At 57.2% G+C, this 18360-nt stretch carries 16 protein-coding genes; 1 reads left to right on the top strand and 15 read right to left on the bottom strand.

Annotation, left to right across the window (positions count from 1 at the left end; genetic code table 11):
- The first annotated feature begins 142 nt into the window (after nucleotides 1-142).
- The gene (locus J7413_RS11775) at nucleotides 143-1054 is read left to right on the top strand and encodes a LysR family transcriptional regulator (RefSeq protein WP_209098354.1); all 912 of its coding nucleotides are present in this window, start codon (nucleotides 143-145) and stop codon (nucleotides 1052-1054) included.
- On the opposite strand, the gene J7413_RS11770 is transcribed toward J7413_RS11775, so the two are convergent.
- From J7413_RS11770 to J7413_RS11700, 15 genes are all read right to left on the bottom strand, one after another.
- On the bottom strand, nucleotides 1029-1841 hold the full coding sequence (locus J7413_RS11770) for a hypothetical protein (protein WP_209098352.1): 813 nt from the start codon (nucleotides 1839-1841) through the stop codon (nucleotides 1029-1031). The genes J7413_RS11775 and J7413_RS11770 overlap by 26 nt on opposite strands.
- Nucleotides 1838-2200, bottom strand: coding sequence for a hypothetical protein (locus tag J7413_RS11765; protein WP_209098349.1), 363 nt, complete (start codon nucleotides 2198-2200; stop codon nucleotides 1838-1840). Before J7413_RS11765 ends, J7413_RS11770 begins: the two co-directional genes overlap by 4 nt.
- A 63-nt stretch (nucleotides 2201-2263) precedes the next feature.
- A complete protein-coding gene (locus J7413_RS11760) occupies nucleotides 2264-3220 on the bottom strand; it encodes a dynamin family protein (protein WP_209098347.1) in 957 nt (318 codons plus the stop codon).
- Nucleotides 3220-5298: a dynamin family protein gene (locus J7413_RS11755; RefSeq protein ID WP_209098345.1), complete on the bottom strand. Its 2079-nt coding sequence runs from the start codon at nucleotides 5296-5298 to the stop codon at nucleotides 3220-3222. The genes J7413_RS11760 and J7413_RS11755 overlap by 1 nt, the downstream gene beginning before the upstream one ends.
- Nucleotides 5295-6500, bottom strand: coding sequence for a GTPase domain-containing protein (locus J7413_RS11750; RefSeq protein WP_209098343.1), 1206 nt, complete (start codon nucleotides 6498-6500; stop codon nucleotides 5295-5297). Before J7413_RS11750 ends, J7413_RS11755 begins: the two co-directional genes overlap by 4 nt.
- The gene (locus J7413_RS11745; RefSeq protein WP_209098341.1) at nucleotides 6497-7444 is read right to left on the bottom strand and encodes a protein phosphatase 2C domain-containing protein; all 948 of its coding nucleotides are present in this window, start codon (nucleotides 7442-7444) and stop codon (nucleotides 6497-6499) included. The genes J7413_RS11750 and J7413_RS11745 overlap by 4 nt, the downstream gene beginning before the upstream one ends.
- The gene (locus tag J7413_RS11740; protein ID WP_247743474.1) at nucleotides 7437-8627 is read right to left on the bottom strand and encodes an FHA domain-containing protein; all 1191 of its coding nucleotides are present in this window, start codon (nucleotides 8625-8627) and stop codon (nucleotides 7437-7439) included. Before J7413_RS11740 ends, J7413_RS11745 begins: the two co-directional genes overlap by 8 nt.
- Before the next feature lie 11 nt (nucleotides 8628-8638).
- The gene (locus J7413_RS11735; RefSeq protein ID WP_209098339.1) at nucleotides 8639-9955 is read right to left on the bottom strand and encodes a serine/threonine-protein kinase; all 1317 of its coding nucleotides are present in this window, start codon (nucleotides 9953-9955) and stop codon (nucleotides 8639-8641) included.
- A gap of 277 nt (nucleotides 9956-10232) precedes the next feature.
- On the bottom strand, nucleotides 10233-11279 hold the full coding sequence (locus J7413_RS11730) for a siderophore-interacting protein (protein ID WP_209098337.1): 1047 nt from the start codon (nucleotides 11277-11279) through the stop codon (nucleotides 10233-10235).
- Nucleotides 11280-11290: 11 nt separating this feature from the next.
- The gene (locus J7413_RS11725; protein WP_209098335.1) at nucleotides 11291-12073 is read right to left on the bottom strand and encodes an ABC transporter ATP-binding protein; all 783 of its coding nucleotides are present in this window, start codon (nucleotides 12071-12073) and stop codon (nucleotides 11291-11293) included.
- On the bottom strand, nucleotides 12073-13089 hold the full coding sequence (locus J7413_RS11720; RefSeq protein ID WP_209098333.1) for an iron chelate uptake ABC transporter family permease subunit: 1017 nt from the start codon (nucleotides 13087-13089) through the stop codon (nucleotides 12073-12075). The genes J7413_RS11725 and J7413_RS11720 overlap by 1 nt, the downstream gene beginning before the upstream one ends.
- Complete coding sequence (locus J7413_RS11715) at nucleotides 13086-14111, bottom strand: iron ABC transporter permease (RefSeq protein ID WP_209098331.1); 1026 nt, start codon at nucleotides 14109-14111, stop codon at nucleotides 13086-13088. Before J7413_RS11715 ends, J7413_RS11720 begins: the two co-directional genes overlap by 4 nt.
- Nucleotides 14108-15100 (bottom strand): ABC transporter substrate-binding protein, encoded by a 993-nt coding sequence (locus J7413_RS11710; protein ID WP_348538745.1) that lies wholly within the window; start codon nucleotides 15098-15100, stop codon nucleotides 14108-14110. The genes J7413_RS11715 and J7413_RS11710 overlap by 4 nt, the downstream gene beginning before the upstream one ends.
- Before the next feature lie 180 nt (nucleotides 15101-15280).
- Nucleotides 15281-17506, bottom strand: a complete 2226-nt coding sequence (locus J7413_RS11705) for a TonB-dependent siderophore receptor (protein WP_209098327.1) — start codon at nucleotides 17504-17506, stop codon at nucleotides 15281-15283.
- A gap of 179 nt (nucleotides 17507-17685) precedes the next feature.
- Nucleotides 17686-17997 (bottom strand): ETC complex I subunit, encoded by a 312-nt coding sequence (locus tag J7413_RS11700; protein ID WP_209098326.1) that lies wholly within the window; start codon nucleotides 17995-17997, stop codon nucleotides 17686-17688.
- Nucleotides 17998-18360 lie beyond the last annotated feature (363 nt).

The following is an 18360-nucleotide window of genomic DNA, read 5'->3' as shown; positions in this document are numbered from 1 at the left end:
ACTGTGCATGGCAACCCTAGACGTTCACCGTGCGGCAGCGCTCTGCATCCCCTCCCCGAAATGCACCTGTTGCCCGCTTATTCGACATTGGCACGCATGTGGCTAATGACAAATCCCACAAACCTATATTAGAAAAATTTATATGGATCGTTTTTCAAACCTAAACAACCTCTTGGCCTTCGTCACTGTGGCCAGAGAAGGCAGCGTGTCGCGGGCGGCAGAGGTGCTCAACCTCACGCAGCCTGCAATCAGCCATCAGATCAAGCGACTCGCTGAAGAAACAGATCTATCGCTCTTCACGCGCACCACAACCGGCCTTCAGGTTACACCCGATGGCGCAGCGATGCTTGCCAAGGCGGAAAAGGTTCTGGACGCCATGAGCGATTTTCATCGCAGCGCCCGCCAACGCTCTGGCCAGCTCAGTGGCACGCTGCGCATCGGAACAATCGTGGATCCGGAGTTTATTCGCCTTGGGCATTTGCTGGCAAAACTGCGGCAGGACCACGCCGCCATTGAAACCCATTTGCTACATGGGGTGAGTGGCAATACGCTCAATTGGCTCAAACGCGGCCAGATTGATGCGGGCTTCTATCTCAGTGCGCCGGACGATCTGCCTGACAGCCATACAGACAATGAACAGCCCATCCACGCTGTGCGGCTGGCAGATTTCAACTATCGCGTAATTGCGCCCAGTGGATGGGGCACGCAAGCAGAGCATGCGGATTGGAAGCAACTCGCCGCATTGCCATGGATCGGGACACCCGAACTTTCGGTGCATCATCGCCTGCTCAATCGCGTGTTTGAGGCACACGGTTGCACCCAAAACATCGTGGCCCAAGTGGATCAGGAGGCCTCTATGCTGGCAATGGTCCGATCGGGCATTGGGCTCAGCCTGTGCCGCGATTCCATCGCCCTGCACCAAAAACAGAGCTTTGGCATCGTTGTCTGCGCCACCGTATCCGTGCCCGCCAGCCTCAGCTTCATCACATTGGAACGCAACGTGGAACGTCCCATCATGGCCGAGACACTCAACCTGCTTCAACAGGTCTGGTAGAACCGGGATCCGTTACTGCGACAAACGCCCGCCAAAGGGCAGTGATCTGCTTGCGATGCGTTGCCGGGGCGGCCAGATAAATCTGCTGCATCGGCAAGCTCAACTGTATCAAAAGTCCACCCGTCTCAGTATGTACCATCGCCAGAAACGGCTGTGGCCTGCCGATCCGCTCCCCTGCGCCTTGCGCTGTTGCGCGCGCGGCTGCGAACTGACGGAGCACCTCAACAGCTGGCGCATCCCCATACGCGGCGGGCTGCGCGCTCTCAGGCATGTCAATCCAACTCTCGGACAGCGCTTTCAATTGGGCCACAAGATCCGTCCAGTCAGCGGAATTTGTGGCGACGTCGACACCCTGCTGAAGCGCCTGAAAAAGCGCTGTTTGGGGCCATGATCGGGTGCCATTTCTTATGAGTGGCGCTGTGTCTATAATCTCAAATTTTAACGCGCGCGCATCTGTCATCGCCTGGCGCAAGGCTGAAACAATCTGCTGCGCCGTGGCCTCTTCAGGCGACACAGACAGCCCTGAGATGTCGATCAGGTGTCGGTTGCTTATTGTGAGCTCTAACACCCTTTCGGTGTCCCGCACGCTGACCCGAACACGACGCGCCAAAATCACCTGCCCGACCTCGACGACCACGGCCCTTAGCGCCTCATCATCCGTTGCAAACATGCGCCAGCATCCATAGCGATGCTCAGCCGGTTTTGCGAGCGCCTCCAGCGCATCACGCAGATCGATGTCCTGATCGGGCGGCAATGTGGCCGACCTTGCGTTGCGACGCGCGATCATGCGGGGCCTGCCAGTGCGGTCAACATCTGCCGCCCCGCAGAGGAAACAAGATCGACATCACTCTCTAAGTCGCACACCAGAAACAGGAAATCTGACCGCCCCTCATGACGCAAATAGACCCGCATATCTTGCGCGCCCAAAACGACACAGTGGTCACCATCAGTTACATTCAGGTTGACGGCACCTGCGGTTTCAAACCACGTCAAAGCCTCTGTGCAATAGCTGTCGAGCACCTCACGCGCCAAGCCATCCTGATGTGCCGCTTTAAGCACAAGGCGTGCATCAACGTCCCCAAAGCCAACAACCTGGCAATTGGGAAGCTCCCTGCACAACGCGTCAAGACGGGCGGCGATGGTCACAGATGTGTTGCCTCCACTGTCGCGCCCTCACGCTGTTTCATTGTATGCCCCCTGTTCATATCTTCAGCCGCCTGGAAACCCTTGCAGCGCATAGGGTTGCAACTCAGCGGCCGACGGCCTTTCTGGATTGGGCGATTTTGGGCGTACCCTACGCGGTACAACCTTTTTTCCGTCTTCGCCAATCGCACCTGCACATGACGCATGATCCATTTTCGGCTGCACCTGTGCGTCAAGCGTGGGACGATCCACCTCGCAGTCTCTTGGTTCTAGCGCGCTGACGTTAACAAGGTCTTTTTCTGAGGGTGCCTGCGAGACACCCCCCTGTGGCACACCGACAAGCATGGTCACCATGCGTTCAATCAGGGCCGCGCCTCCGCTTGCGCGCCAGGCCTCTTCATCTGATCCGGCATTGATCGCGTCCATGGTGGCAAGCGGGATAATCGCCTCAAACTCTGCGGTGGCCTCTGCTGCAAGACGCGCCAAAACGCGCGCGCGATCACGCTCTGATCTCAATTTGTCAAATTGGGTGACCACCAGATAGTTGGGCCCCTTCACAGTTTCACTGATCTGCTCCCAAAGCGCAGCCTCCGATTGCCGCCAAGCCTGTGTGGCGTGCGTGCACCACAGCACGCAATCCACCTCTTCCAGGACATCCAACCAGGTTTCGTAGTTGAGATTGGGATCAGAAATCCCCGGAATATCAATCAACTCACACAATCTTAGGATATCAGACTCCATAGAGAAGCGGATCAAGTCGGTGCCCTCCATCGGCGCCTCAGTCAGATCAGCACCTTCAAAACGCTCCTCTGACCCATCTTCGCGCAAAAGCACCGCGCCACGCGGGCCATGGGTTACCCAAACCGGTGGCACCCGCGTCGCTGTGATGCGCACCGGCATCGGATCGCACCCCAACAGAAGGTTCATCAATGTGCTTTTGCCTGCGCTGAACTCGCCCATCAACGCGATGCGCGGTTTGCGAACAGGTTGCGATGTTACTGGGTTTGCCTGCGGATCTGTCATCACCTTGTCCCTTTTGCCTCAGCGTCCCGTTCTGCCAACAAGCGCTCAAACTCTGTGGTCAGCGTTTGCAGCTGTCCACGCTTCTGCCCCTCTGCTCCATTTTGCAGAAGAGAGTCCAATTGTGCGCCTGCCGATGTGGCGCCGATATCTCTGAGTATGTCGGTGTGCTGCACAAAAAAGCCGTGCAGTTGTGCCCGCGCCAAATCGCGCATCTGGCTGGTCTGCACATCTTTGGCCTGCGTCATGAAGTCTTCGGTTTCCCGCGCAATCAAATTCTGAAACCGCTTGGAAAACGCGTCATATCCGCGAATGCGCGTCCACCAAGAAATCCACCAACCATCGTTGAAATCCAGCGCAATGGTCTGCCCGAGCGCCACCGGAGCAGGCACTTCAGGCAGGTTGGGTGGTGCCATCTGGATGCCTTCAACGGCAGACCCAAAGGCATTGGCGTAAAACACCGCCACATCCGTCATCGCCGCCTCAAAACGCGCCTTCGACATGCTGCGCACCCGCGCCCCAAAAGCCGAATAAGCCGAGCGCAACAGCATGCGCAACCCCACGGGGTCATAGTCCCAAACGACGGCTTTCCCGTAGGCTTCCAGATGCGACAGCAATGAACGCAGCGCGCGATCAATGAACTTCGCTTGCGCCCGATCTGCACGGATGTGGTAATCCGCAATCGCCGCTGACAGTTCTTTGTCAAACGCGTCTTTGTGGAACGCGGCAATCGCAGCAAAATCATCTTGTACGTTGTCTAGTGAAGAGGCCGCTTGCGCGGTCTCACTGGGCTCTATGCGCACCATGCCCGCCGCCACTTCACTGGTCGCCACGGTCAATGCCGCTTTCGCCGTTTTTGTCACGAGTTCTGCGCCCTGCGCCTCGATCACGCGCTCTGATAGGGCGCGGTAGAGGTGGCTCATGCCGGAGAGTTCCCAGACCAACTCGTGGGGCGCCATCGGCCCGCTGTCAGGCTCAAGCGCGATCTCGGCCCACTCCAACAGCGCCTGACTGGACACTTTTGGCATGCCCTCGATATTCCCACTCAGGGCCTTGTTGGCCCAATAGGCGCTGCCAAACAGGATATCCACTTCTTCGGGGCCCTGCCGATCACGCAGCGTTTTGCGGATGCTCGCCTCAATCTCTGGCACCTGGTTCACCGGATCAGGCAGCTCATCAATGCGATTGACAAAAATCACCACATCACGGGACTTTAGGTTGGAAATGAGCCGGATCAACCCCATGTCCACAGAGGTCAAAGCCTGCCCGGCAGAGAGCACCACCACACAGGTTTTGCTGCTCCTGAGGGCCTGAATGGTGACCTGCTCACGCATCATGAAGGTGTCGTTGACACCGGGCGTATCTCGCAGGCAAAGCGGCACAGGAATGGTGTCGCAATTCAGATGCAGATCCGCAGATGACAGAATATCTGCAAAGCGCCCCTGCTCACTGTCATCTGCACCAAAATCGTCGCCCATGACGATATAACGCTCAAGCAGATTCTTATCGAAATAGCCGTAGCGATGTGTTTCTCCGAGCAGCAGATCGAATTTCTGACCGAGCCGTTTCTGCGCTTTGGCGCGTACTTTTTGAACCTGCTCGCCGATCTTTGCCAGCTCGCTCTCTGCGCCTGCGCGGCTGGCCATTTCCCCGATGCGCCCGCCCTGATTGAGCAGCCGATCCCAGTTCTTTTCCGTCATAAACTGAAACGACGCTCCGGTTTCAGTCGGACGCGAGGCAGGCTTGAGATGCAAAGAGGTCACGACAGACGTCCATGGGTTTACATCAGATGGCAAAAGATCCGCCCAGCCCGCCATGGCATTGACCAACGTGGTTTTCCCGGATTTGACCTGTCCCAAAACGGTGATTGTCGGCTCAAAAGAGGCCACATCCTTGCGCAACCGTTCAACAGTTTTGCGCGTGTTCTTCCCCGCAACCTCAGAAAGGGCGCCAAGCAGAACGTCTAAGCGATCTAGATCGCGGCCAAGATCCTGCAAGCCTTCCAATCCAGTGCGCAGGTTTGCGATCCGTCGGGAGGATTGGATATTGGGCTTGCCCTCGGGCCGAATTTGCATGTTCATGCGGGGGCCCTCGCGCCGATTTCTTTCTTCAGCTGCAACAGCACAACCACAGCATCTTCAGCCGCCTTGGCATTTTGTTCGACCTGCAAAAGGGTGAGCGTTTCGCCTCCATCCTGCGCATCGTCCATCAAGCCTTCAAAAACACCGCCTTCTGTGGCCGCAGCATCGGAAAGCATCTCAGTCAACCCATTCAACGCAGAAGTGCATCGCGAAACAACAACGTCCGCATCGGGCACTTTGCCCGCATCCAGATCCGCCAGCATCTCTTGTGCAGCGGTTTGCAAATGCGTTTGCAGTTCATCAAGCAGAACCATCTGCTGATCGCACGGCGCTTCTGTGTCATTGCGACCGCGCCCGAGCGTATCTGCCTGCGTTGGCGCAACATCCCGATCGGGCACCTGCGCCAGCAGCATCGCTGCTTGATCCAGATCCGCCGAACGCCCTTTCTGAACCTGTGCTTGTACCGCTTCTGACAGATCTCGACCGCCGGAAGCCTCCCATAAATCGGCTTGAAAATTCTCTGCGCAGCGCGCTTTCAACCCGTGCAGGGTCGCGACAGGATGCAGGCCAAGAAATTCATCCGCAGCGACAGCTTCCAGCTCCGCAATGCGTTCTGAAAGGTCCCCTTTCATGATCTGGCGATCCGCTTTTGTCAGGGCAAGAAAGCTGTGATCTTTCACGGTCTCAGGCAGCGCAGTCCAGATCTTTTGCTCTGCGCGGTCAAAAAGCTCACTACACCAGACGAACACCTGTCCCTTTGCCAAGGCGGTCTCCAGCAGGTCTCGTTGTCGCGTCGGTTCATTGGGCTGTGCTATTTCACAATACCTTTGCGACCGCAGTGTCTGCAACGGCAGCTCATATTTGGCCCAGATCGCGCCTTCCGCCTCTGAGGCATCCACCGCTGTCCCCCAAAACGCGCGGGTTGTGCCGTCCGACCAACCCAAAGTCAGTTTTGCACGATCGCCATATACGACATCGCACATCTCGACGCTTGCCGGAGGCGCAAGCACCTCCCCGCCCATCAGCATGTTGATCAGGCTAGACTTCCCGCTACCAGCACGTCCCAACACGACCACGCTTACCGCCTGAGACAAGTGATCCAAAACCTGAACCCCAAGAGCCTGATGGTGGGCAGGCAAACGCCCCGTTTCCAGCGCCGAGTGTAGCTGTGTCACGATCTGATCTGACTTGGCAGACGTCATTTTGCGACCTTTCGAATGAGCGTAAGCACAGAGCGTTGCACACCATTGCGTGCGTCTCGATCTATCTGCACAACAGTTTTGCTTTCCACGCCGCCAATCTGGGCAGACTCGGTGTGACGGGTCTGTTGCGGTTGCGCCTGGGGCGTAGAAAGCGTCGCCTCCGTAGCGCGCACAGCCTTTATGACACACAATGACAGGTTGTCTTGATCCGGGCAGCCTACGGCCTCAACTGCGCGCAAAATCGCGTCGCCAATCTGGGCGCCAGACCGCTGCGCATGCGCACACAAAATTTCTGTCAGCGCCGCATCAGAAAGCGTGTGCAAGCCGTCGCTTGCCGCCAACACAATATCCCCGTCATTCAACAACGTGGGCACAGTCCGGCAATCGACTCTGGCAATTTTCCCGCCAGCCAGCACCGAAATCAAGGCGCTGCGATCCGGGTGGTTGTCGGCCTCATCCTGTGAAATCTCACCGCGCGCGCGCAAACCATCTACATAGGCGGCAAAGGAGTGATCTTCGTTCAAGCGATAGAGCTTTTGGCCGCGAAACAAATACAGCGGGGAGTCCCCCACAGACACCCAATACAGACGATTTTCAAACAGAACCGGCGCAACAAGCGTTGCTCCCATGCCCTGCGCTGCGCCGTTTTGGGCCTCATACAGATGGATGCAGCGGTTCGCGGCCGTCACCGCGTCCCTTAAAATGACACCAATGTCGTGTTCCATTTGTGCCGGAGCCGCCGCAAGCAGCTTCAGTTCGCTGAACATTTCTGTAGCCACAATACCGCTGGCCATGTCGCCGCAAGCATGTCCGCCCATGCCATCAGACAAAACCGCAAAGCCAACTGGCGCACCAAGCGGAAAATCCGCAACAACAGAATCTTCCTGCCTGTCTCGCGCACCGAGGCTCAGCCCCGTGGCAACATCAAAACAAAGCTCAACCAAGATGCGCAGATCCTTTTTCGGTGTCGCTCCAGGTAAACTCTTCCCCACAAAACGCCACAAACCGCAGCGTGGTTTCTCCAATCCGAATGAGGCTCTGTGACGCCAGAACTTCTGTGCTCAAAACCGGTTGTCCGTTCAGACGCACAAGGTTTGCCTTGCCGCCATGGCCGAAAAAGAACCGGCGTTGCTCTCCGTCAAAGGCGATGGCCGCATGGTTCTCGCGCGAGATCGTGTTGTCCCCAAAATCCAGGCGCAGGGTCTGCCCTTCGCCGCGGCCAATCTGCGTGAGCCCATCGAACAGAGCAAACGACGCCCCTTTGCCTGGCCCATCCACAATCACCAGCCAACCCACCGGAAAAGTCGCCTGTGCCGAGGTTGGTGCCTCTGGGGCTTGTGACAACGGATCGGTTGCCTGACTGGATGGCGCACTAAAACCGAGTAGCCGGGTTTTGACGCGGCCCTTTGTTCCACGGCCACTTGCGGGTTTGTGTGCGCCCACATTGGCTTGCAACGCTTCAAGGCCGATCTCTGCAAGCGCAGGCTCTGGTGTGACAGGTTGCGAGGGAGGATCCATTTGCGGTGCCGACGCGGCGGGTGCAGGGGCTGCGGTAGGGATCGCCGTTGGAGCCGGTGTCGGCGCTGCCGCGGTCTCTAGGATTGGCGGGGCCGGCACCGGGTCCGCCGCAGGAACATACCCGCCTGTCATATCCAAATGGCGATGATCAGGCACAGCCACCTTTTCTTCGGCCACTGGACTGGACGTGCGCGCACCCAAATGTTCCATGTCTTCAAGGCGATCGGGGCGAATGGCTGCTTGCTCCTCCAGCACCAGTGGTGCAGGCGCCTCAGCAACGTGTTCTTCTGACACCGGCGCGTTTGACACCGGCGCGTTGTGCAGCGCGCGCTCATCCGCCTGCGTTCCCATCAATGCCGTGATCGCATCCATATTCACCTGCGGCTCTGGTTTTGACAGCAGGTCTTCGGCGGCGGCTGCCGGTTGCGCAACAGGCGGCTCAGACTCGAGTGGCAAAGTCACGGTAGCTGTAGATGGGTACCCATGCGCCTCTGCAGCGCTCTCGGTCCGGTCCTGCTCTCTCAGACGCAACGGGTAAGACAACGCAGCGGCAGGATCCTGCTCCGCCGCCTGTGTTTTTTCAGCAATAATATCGCGGATGAATTTCATGAGATGTCCCTTCAGATCAGGAATAGACGGGTGTTGGGCGGCGGCCGATCCCCTTTGAGCCGGTCACAAAGCCGCGCAAACAGCGATCCGGTTCCTCTTGGGTTTGGTGATGCGGTGATTTTAGGATCAGTCCCGGCGGACAGCGCCTTTGGACCTTGAAGGAGGGATGGCACCGCTTTGCGTCGACGACGATCACAAAGTCGGTCCTGCTCTTTTAAGTAGGCTTCGACATCGTCGATTGGGTCTCCAAATATATCGACATATTGCTTCGGGCTTTCAGCCACTGGCGCAGGAGTGCCTGACGCTGGTGTCGGCGGCTGTAACGCCTTGGGCAATCCCGGTGTAAGTGTCTCATTGGTAGCGCTGACCAAAGCACCAATCGTTTCGATCACCGCTGGATCAAACGCAGCCAAGGGTTTGGGGATGGGGCCATCCATGATCGCCAGAAAATCGCCAGCAGAGCGCAGGCGGTCTTGCGGATCAAGCGCCAGTGCACGATCGGTGACAAGCTTCAGGCGTATATCAATGTCAAAATCGGTGGACTCCAGCGGAACATAGGGGTCCATGCGACCTTGAGCGATCATATCAAGCCGGGTCTGCGCATCAGGCGGAGCTTCGCCAGTGAAAATCAAATGGCAAAGCGCCCCCATGGAATACATATCGCTGTAGGATCCCTGCGCACCATCTGCGGTATAGAATTCGGGCGGCGAGTAGCCATCCTTCACCGCCAGCAAACGATGACCTTCCCCCTCACTGGCGTCCCCCGCAGAATAGGCCGCACCAAAGTCAATCAGGGTCACGTCACCCTTGGCGTTCAACAGAATGTTGTCCGGTGCCACATCGCGGTGCAGCACGCCACGATCATGCAGATAGCTCAGCGCTTGCAAAACTTGTCGAAACAGCCCGTCCACGAGTTTTGGTGTCAAGCGGCCGGGCGCATGATCCACCAGTTCATGAATGTCATCGCCTTCCACAAAATCCATCGCCGTATAGGCCGTACCATTTTCGGCAAATGTCTGATGTACCGAAACAATATTGGGGTGATTGAGGTCAGCCAAGCGATGGGCTTCCGCCTGAAACTGCGCCAGCACTGCGGCAAAAAAAGCAGCGCTTTCTGGATCCGCCGGCACAACGCGCGCGCCGTCACGCCGACAAATCTGGTCCGGATAACACTCCTTGATGACCACCGTCCGATTAAGACTGTCAGACGCCAGATAAGTCAGGCCAAATCCCCCTTGGCCCAGACTGCGCGTGATCCGGTACTGTCCCCTCAGCAATTCGGTCCCCGGAGGGAGCACAGTCAGGGTATCTTCGGCGCAGTCAATCAACGCATGGTCCTCTATCTTTGATACAATCGGGAGGAAATGCGGCTGCACGTACCCACCTGGAAGGCCAAGTTGTGAAGGAAATGTGTTCCGATTGTGGCAACCCTGCGCAACAGGTTTGGCACTCAATTAGGGTTTGATGAGAATATGTAAGGAACTGCGCAGACTGGGCTCACTGGCCAAGGCATCAAGCTCCTAAAAACCAAAGAACCGGTCCATCCTCACGGGATGAACCGGCTGTAAATACCTGTAATTGCTTACTTAAAGGTCAGCGCTGGTCTCAACGCCCCCAATAGGCCGCCAAATAATGCGCTTTGGCGTTGAGGCCCGCGTCTTTGAAAAAGCGGCGCATTTTTTGCACATCCTGTTTCTCGGCAGCGAACCACAGCATGTGATCGGCGTAAGCTTCGCGCTCTGACAGCGCTAAATCAGCAAGCGACTCCAGCGTCGCGGCGGAATGCCACTCCGGTTTGAGATTGGCATGCTCTGGCATGGGATAGCCAGATGAGGCCCCTGCGGCGCTCAAGAGAACAACCCGCCCGGTCGTCTCCTGTGGCAACGTTTCCAACATGCGCGCCACAGCCGGGAAACCCGTGTCATCTGCATAGATCGCAATGGCCGCCACATCAGGCACACCGCCCCCGCCGGGGCCTGTCAGCCCCATCTTCGTACCCGGCACAACAGACGTCGCCCAATCAGTCGTGCGCCCGCCTTCATGCACGAACACATCAAATGTCAGCCTGTTGGTGTCATGATCGACCGAGCGCGCGGTATACACCGGACGGTGCAGGGCTTTCTCACCTTTGGGCCAAACGGTGACACCTTTGTCATTCACGGCGGGCCATTGCGGCGCATCATCGCCCGCTGGCGGCAGCACAATCCGGAAATGGATCGCTGCATCCGTATAGTTTTTCAGATCATCGGCCTGCACAACAACCCGCATGAAATTGCTGCCAAGTGGCGTTGCGGAAAGCACGGTGACCAGCTGGAAGTTCGGCGGAAATCCGGTGCGTGCCCCCGCATCAGACCAGGACATCTGATCAGCGAGTTCCGGCGCAAAATGGGAGATACTCTCCTGCAGACTTTCCTTGAGGATAAACAGGTTCTCCTCACTTTGAGAGTGCACTGCCGCCACCACGCCGCCCTCCATCGCATCAAAAATCAACTGGCCATATTCAGTCATAAGCGCAACACGGCTGTCCGAGTTTTCGCTCAGTTCAAGGTCATGTTCTTCCGCTTCATGCAACAGCAGCGCCTGTACCGCCGGATAAGCAATGCCCGCCAGCTCGGTCTGCGCCAGATAGGGGAAGGTTGGGTGGTCTGTCATACTGCGGCCTTTCAAGCGGGGATTACATGGGGGTGGCCATGGACAGGATCGTTGATCACCGTGCACGGCAGGCCAAACACATCTTGCATCATGGCCGCGTTGACAACCTCGGCTGGCGGGCCCTGAACCTGCACCTTGCCCGCTTTCAGAGCGACAATGTGATCCGCAAAACGCGCCGCCAGATTGATGTCATGCAAGACCATTGCAACCGTACGCCCGGTCTCTTGGTTGAGAGTCTTAACAAGATTGAGCAGATCAATCTGATGCGGCAGATCAAGATAGGTCGTTGGCTCATCCAGCAATAGAATGTCGGTGTCTTGCGCCAGTGCCATCGCGATCCAAGCACGTTGTCGCTGCCCCCCAGAGAGCGTTTCAATCGCGCGCTGTGCGTTGTGGGTCATACCTGTCAGCGCCAGCGCACGCGCCACCGCATCTGCATCGGTTTTGGACCATTGCTGCAATGCCGACTGATGGGGGGTCCGTCCGCGACGCACAAGGTCCAACACCGTGATCCCCTCCGGCGCAGAGGGGGACTGCGGCAATACCGCAAGCGCACGCGCCACATGTTTGGAGCGCTGCTTCGCAATCGCGTTGCCATCCAGCATGATCTGACCTGCGTCAACCTTCTGCAAACGCGACAGGCTGCGCAACAAAGTGGACTTGCCACAGGCATTTGGGCCGACAATCACCGTGACTTGGCCGTCTGGCAGCGCCAGCGACAAGTCTTGCAAAACAGGCGTGTCTCCAAAAGCCACCGAAACGGAGTCGGCGCTCAATCGCACAGATTGATTCATCAAAAATTCCCTTTTCGGTATTGCACGGCCAGCAGCCACAACAGCACAGGTGCGCCGACCAACGCAGTGAAAACCCCAGCTGGCAATTGAATCAAAGGCACTGAGCGCGCCGCCAAATCCGCGGCCATCGTCACAATGGCGCCCACGCAGGCCGCGGTCAGAACAGCTGGCCGCCCGCCGCCCGTCAGACGCCGCGCAATGGGTCCTGCCACAAAGGCAACAAACGGCAGCGGCCCTGCCACGCTGACCGCCAATGCCACCAAAGCAACGCTTGTGCAGGTGATCGCCAGACGCAGCGGGGAGAGCGCCAAGCCCAACCCGATCACGATGTCATCATGCATCGCCATCCGTGCGAGCGGAAACTGCAACCAGCCGACAATCGGCAACAACAGCACCAGACCACCCCAGATCAGCGAAACATCCTGATAGGAACGCGTGTTCAACGACCCCGTCAGCCAACGCGCCATGTCAGCGGCCACCTGTTCGTCAGTCATACTCATCAGGACATCAGCCCCTGCGGCGAGCGTCAGGCTCATGCCGATGCCGACCAGAATGATCCGACCGGTCTGTAGCCCTTGATGCCAAGCCAAAACAGTCACAAGGCCAGCCGTCGCCAGCCCTCCCATCAGCGCCCCAAACAGAACCATGCTTCCGGTCAAAACAACCGCCAGCAGCGCGCCAAAATTTGCGCCAGCCGTAAAGCCAATCACATCCGGTGAGGCCAGCGGGTTGCGCAGCATGGCCTGAAACATTGCACCCGCCATGCCAAAGGCAGCACCGGCGCCAATGGCGACCAATATCCGGGGCAACCGGTGGTCGCGCACGATCATCTGCTCAATGCCGCCGAGTTGTCCGACAAGCCCTTGCGCCACCTGATCAATGCCCAGCGGGTAACTGCCGATACTCAGCGACAAAAGACCAATCACAAAGACCAGCGCCAATAGGCCAAAACCCACCAACGCAGCGCGCCGTTCGATGCTGAAAGACATCACATTTGTGCGAATTGAAAGGCTCATAGCGCGCGTCCCCCACTGCGGCGGACCATGATCACCAGCGCAGGTCCCCCAATCAGCGCGGCCATAACGCCTGCCTGCATGTTCCCGCCAAGCAGCGGCAACCGTCCCACCAAATCTGCGCACACCATCAATACCGCGCCAAGTACGGCAGAAAACGCCACCTGCCAGCGCATATCCTGCTGAGACAGCGGTCGTGCCAGATGCGGCACCATCAAACCGATGAAAGCAATTGGCCCGGCCATCGCAACGGTGCTGGACGCAAGGCAGACAATTCCGGCACCCGTGATCAGCTTGGCCAAACCAACATTGACCCCCAGCCCACGGGCTGTGTCCTCCCCCAGCATCAAGGCGTTCAACAGAAACGCCGCCACAATCGCGATGCCAAAGCCTGCGACAAAGAAGAAGAGCAATCCCTGAACGTCAGCTGTGCTGATACCATCCAGTCCGCCCAGCACCCAAAAGCGGTAAACGTCCAAACTTTGTCGGCTCATCAGGAGAACCGCGCGGCTCATCGCAAGGAAAAATGCGGTGATCGCAGCACCCGCCAGCAACAACCGCGCCGGGCTGGCCTGCGCGCCGCCGCCCAATGCGAACACAAGGACCGCTCCCACCGTGCCACCAGCCATCGCCACCCAGACAAATTGTCGAGGGTCGCTCCAGCCGAGCGCAAAAACAACGGTCACAACACCAAAGGCCGCACCCGCGTTGATCCCCAACAGACCGGGGTCTGCCAAGGGATTGCGTGTCATACCCTGGATCAAGGCCCCCGCAACGCCCAGTGCGCTGCCCGCAAGGAGCGCCGCCAGTAGGCGAGGAAAACGAATGTCCAACACAACAATCTGCGCAGCGCTATTCCCATCAAAATCCGTGAACGCGCTCCAAACGCTCGGCCAATCAAGCGGGCGAAATCCAAGCCGCAGTGACAGAACAGACAGCACTCCAAGGCCCAAAACAGCCAGCAGGAACACAGCCGGACGTCGATCGCGCCGTACCGGGAGACTTTGGTCCGCCAACATCGTCATTTAACTTCTCCCGGCAAAATTCCGGCTGCTCGAGATGTGGAAACTTCCGTGGCTGGGTCTCCATCCATTGCCGCTTCGAGCAAGGGCACCAGATGATCCAGCGTATAGTTGATGCTCAAAGGGCTTGAATGTGAAAACGCGGCCGCCAGCTCTAGCCCCACATAGATCTCTCGCCCTTCCTGATAGGCCCGCATGGTGTGGCGCAAAGGCAGACGGTTCAACCGATCCACATTGCTGCCCGCGTCAATCCAAAGCAGTGCATCCGCATCAATCGGATCCGTGACCTCTTCCGGGATGACTTTGTAAATTGCATCAAACGCCCCGATATCGTTCAGCGCCGGTGGTGCGCGAAAGCCAAGCTGCGCCATGAACTGCATCCGGATGTCATCCGCCGTATAGGCCCCTGTGGTCCCGGACCACACAACGGCAGCCGTTGCACCTTGCCACTTTGGATGGGCGGCGCGGATGTCTGAAAAGCGCCGCTCGATGCGGTCAATTTGTGCCTCCGCATCTTCAGACCGCCCCAGAGCCCGTCCAAGCGTGCGCAGCATCCCGGCCCAGGGAGCCCCATAATCTCCCCACGCCTCTTTCGGGGCGATGGTCGGCGCAATCTGGCTGAGCAACGCATAATCACTCGCTGTCATCCCACTCCACTGCCCAACGATCAGATCCGGCTTCATCGCCGCAATCTGCTCTATATCAATCTCGCCGCGCATCACGATCGGCTGCCCATCGCCCAGCGCCTCTTGTGCCCAAGGCCACACCCCATAAGGATGCGATCCGTACCACATCCGCAGCGCATAAGGCACGGTGCCCAGCGCCAACAAAAAGTCATGGCCGATGAAGCTCAGCGACACCACTTTTTGCGGCGCTGCCTCTATGCGTGCCGTGCCGTATTTGTGCGAAATCTCCACGGGAAAAGCGCCCGCCGCCAAGAGCTGTGTACTGAAGAGCCCTATCGCCAAAGCAATGGAAAAAACTGTGCGCACCTGCCTGCCCTTGTCTTGCATACCCACGTTGCTTGAACGCTTCGAACCTTGGGGCTGGCTGCTGCGTGAGCGATGCTCATCTCAACAGTGGCTGGAGTATTTCGGTAAATTTGTGGGTCTGAGTTGTCAAGAATGGAAAGAGCCAGCCGCAGCTTACACGACTGGCCCTCGTTGAACCGCTTAGAATGTTTTGCTGACCGTCAGCATCACATTGCGCCCTTCACCGAAGTAACAGGCGAAAGCACCACAGCCAGTGATGACACGTTCGTCCGAGAGATTGTTGACGTTAAGCGCCACAAGCCAGTCATTTTTGCGATAGGACACCGCCGCATCAAACAGGGTGTAAGCCCCCGTTTTGAACTCCGTTGGCAGACCCGGCAGCGCAACAGGCAGACCTGCTGAACCAAAGGTAGACCCGGTGTAGCGCGCCCCAAGACCAAAGCTCCAGCCATCAAGCTGCTTCGGAGTGTAGTTCACCCATGCTGACGCCAGATGCTCGGGGATACCATCAATGTAGTCCTGAGTGTCGGTTTGCGTATCCAGATAGGTGTAGGACGCCTGAACAGAAAAGTCGCCAAAGCTATGGAAGGCCTCTAGCTCAACCCCTTTAGAGCTCGTTTCACCTGTCTGCACCTGGAAGTTCGGATTCGTGGGATCTCTTTCGAGCAAGTTAGACTTTGTGATGTCAAATGCAGCCGCCGACAACAGAGTGTTTGTACCAGTTGGCTGGTATTTCACACCAACTTCATACTGTTCACCTTCGGTTGGATCAAATGGCCGACCATTGGCATCCGTGCCAAACGCTTCTTGTTGGAAGCTCGTTGCCCAGCTGACGTAAGGCGCCAGCCCGTTGTCAAAGCGATACATCACAGCGGCATTGCCGGTCCATGCACTGTCCTCTGCACCTGGACGTAAATTGCCATTGGCGGAATCCAGATTTTCGCCAACTTCAACGCGTCCGTAGCGCACACCGAAGTCCACAAACAGGCGGTCATTGATGGTTGCCCGGTTTTGTGAATAGATCCCCCACTCCTTCGTTGTGACCGAAGGAGTGTCAATGATGTCGACATCAATGATGTTGCCGTATGTCGGATCAAACGGATTGATCGGTGCGCCGTGGTTGTTTGGATCAGAGTTGTCCGAGGAGTCTTTGTCAAATTCACCGCGGCTATAATTCAATCCGACAATGCTGCGCATCTCGACAGAACCAAGACTGTATTCCGCCGTGGTGTAGGCATCGGCACCAAAGGTTTTCAGAGAATTGCGCGCCTTGTAGAAGGTACGGTTGATTGTGCCATCCGGGTTATAGCGACCGAGATAGAGATATTGAGCAAGCGCTGGCAGGTTTGTACGGATATCTGTCGCACCATACCAATAGGCGTGATCATATTCGGCATCAGAGTCAGAGAGACGCGCATTCGCATTCACAGACCATACGTTGTTGAAGCGATGCTTGAAGCTTGCCGACAAACTGGCTGACTCGGAATCATATCGGTCAAAACCGGGTTCCCCAACATATAGGTCAGAGTCAAACTCGCGCCCAGCGTTGGGTGATGGCACAACAATCGGAACACCACCGGAAAAGTCAGGAATGACAAAGGCAGATGGCACGGGATCCAAAGTGCCGATCCAAGAGGCAAACTGCGTCGCTGGCGTCGCACGGCTTCTCTGATAGCTGGCAAGCACCGTCAGTTCGGTATCTTCACTTGGACGCCATGTGAAGGACGGTGCGAGATTGAAGGTGTCGTCCTGTGAGGATGGCAACACATCATCGGAATCACGCAACAGCCCCACAAAACGGTAGCTCAGCGTCCCGCTTTCGTTGCCGTTCCCGCTTACGTCCACACCAACTTGCTTGCGATTGTTGCTGCCAAGTTGGAATTGAACAATGTTTGGCGCATCCTGTGCCGATGTCTTGGAGGTGGTGTTGATAACCCCGCCCACAGAGCCGCTGCCGTACAGACCGGAAGCAGGCCCGCGCAGAACTTCAACACTGTTGAGCATAAAAGTCTCTGGGCGCGGTCCATTGTAAAAGTCATACCGTGTCTGCAGACCATCTTGCAGGAAATTGGGGGTGAACCCGCGGACATTTGCCCAATCCGCGCGGTTATCCTGACCAAACAGCCCGGCACGCACACCCGGTGTATAGGCCAGAGTTTCCTCCAGATCACGCGCGCCTCTTTCTTGAATTTGCTCTGTCGTGATCACACTCACAGACCGTGGTGTGTCGATGATCGCATCACCTGTTTTGGCAATCGTACCGGTGTTGAGGGCCACTGGCTCGCCGAAGTATCCTTCAGTATCCGCGCCGGTTACGTTGATATCTTTCAGTTGGGTGTCTTGTGCGAAGGCCGGCCATGCCGCAACCAACGCCACGACGGAAACCGCCGCTCGCTGCAAACGCATCTCTTCTGTCCTGTTGTTCCTTGAAGATTCGCCTGGCGAGCTGCTGGGTTAGATTGCGCTATCTCTGCCTTACGTTTTGGTCAAGCAAGCGCGCCAAGCGCGCGCAACGGTGATGCAATAATGCAACCACCAGAAAATCAGCAAGTCTACAGGTCTCACTGTGCTGCGTTGCAACGACGTTAATGTGTCCAGGGCCCGCGCCGATTGGTGGCGAAGTTCTCACCATATCCACCGGGGCGGATGTTGGGTTTGCGTTTTTGCGGCTCGATCACCTGCGCCTCGATGCCATGCTCTCGCGCGTAGGACACCGCTGCCTCTTTGCTCTCAAATTTAAGCCGCACCTGAGTTTGCGTATCACCAGACCCAGTCCACCCCATCAGCGGATCAATGTCCTTGGCTTCAGAGGGTCCATACTCCAGAACCCATTGATGGGTCTTTGCTGTGCCCGACGACATCGCGGTCCGGGCTGGCTGATAGATACGCGCAATCATCGCTTTCTCCTTGGACTGCAAAATGTATCCCGGATTCTGACCATTCAAACAAGTGTCAGATTGGCGCAAGCGCCCACAAACCGGTGATGTGACGAAAAAGATAAGCTTGCAAGCAGTCAGAACGCTCAGTCAGGCTGCGGGGAGCGAGGGGTGTAAATGCAGCTGGACAGTCCGTCCTACATGACTGCTTGCTCTCAACAGCATAGCGAGGCCGATGCTTAAGGTGCAAGTGCAGTATATATTTAGTTTCACAAATGCGTGGAACTATTTCCTATTATTTCAAAATATATCGAAACTTCTTACCCAAAGGAACTTCTCTGTGATTAACCCTAGGTAAATCAATTCGGCCCGAGCTGTTCAAAG

Origin of the sequence: Shimia sp. R10_1, assembly GCF_017744095.1 — a bacterium.
Lineage (GTDB): Bacteria > Pseudomonadota > Alphaproteobacteria > Rhodobacterales > Rhodobacteraceae > Shimia.
The sequence above is the reverse complement of the archived record's forward strand: the minus strand, read 5'-3'. Positions and strand labels throughout refer to the sequence as shown.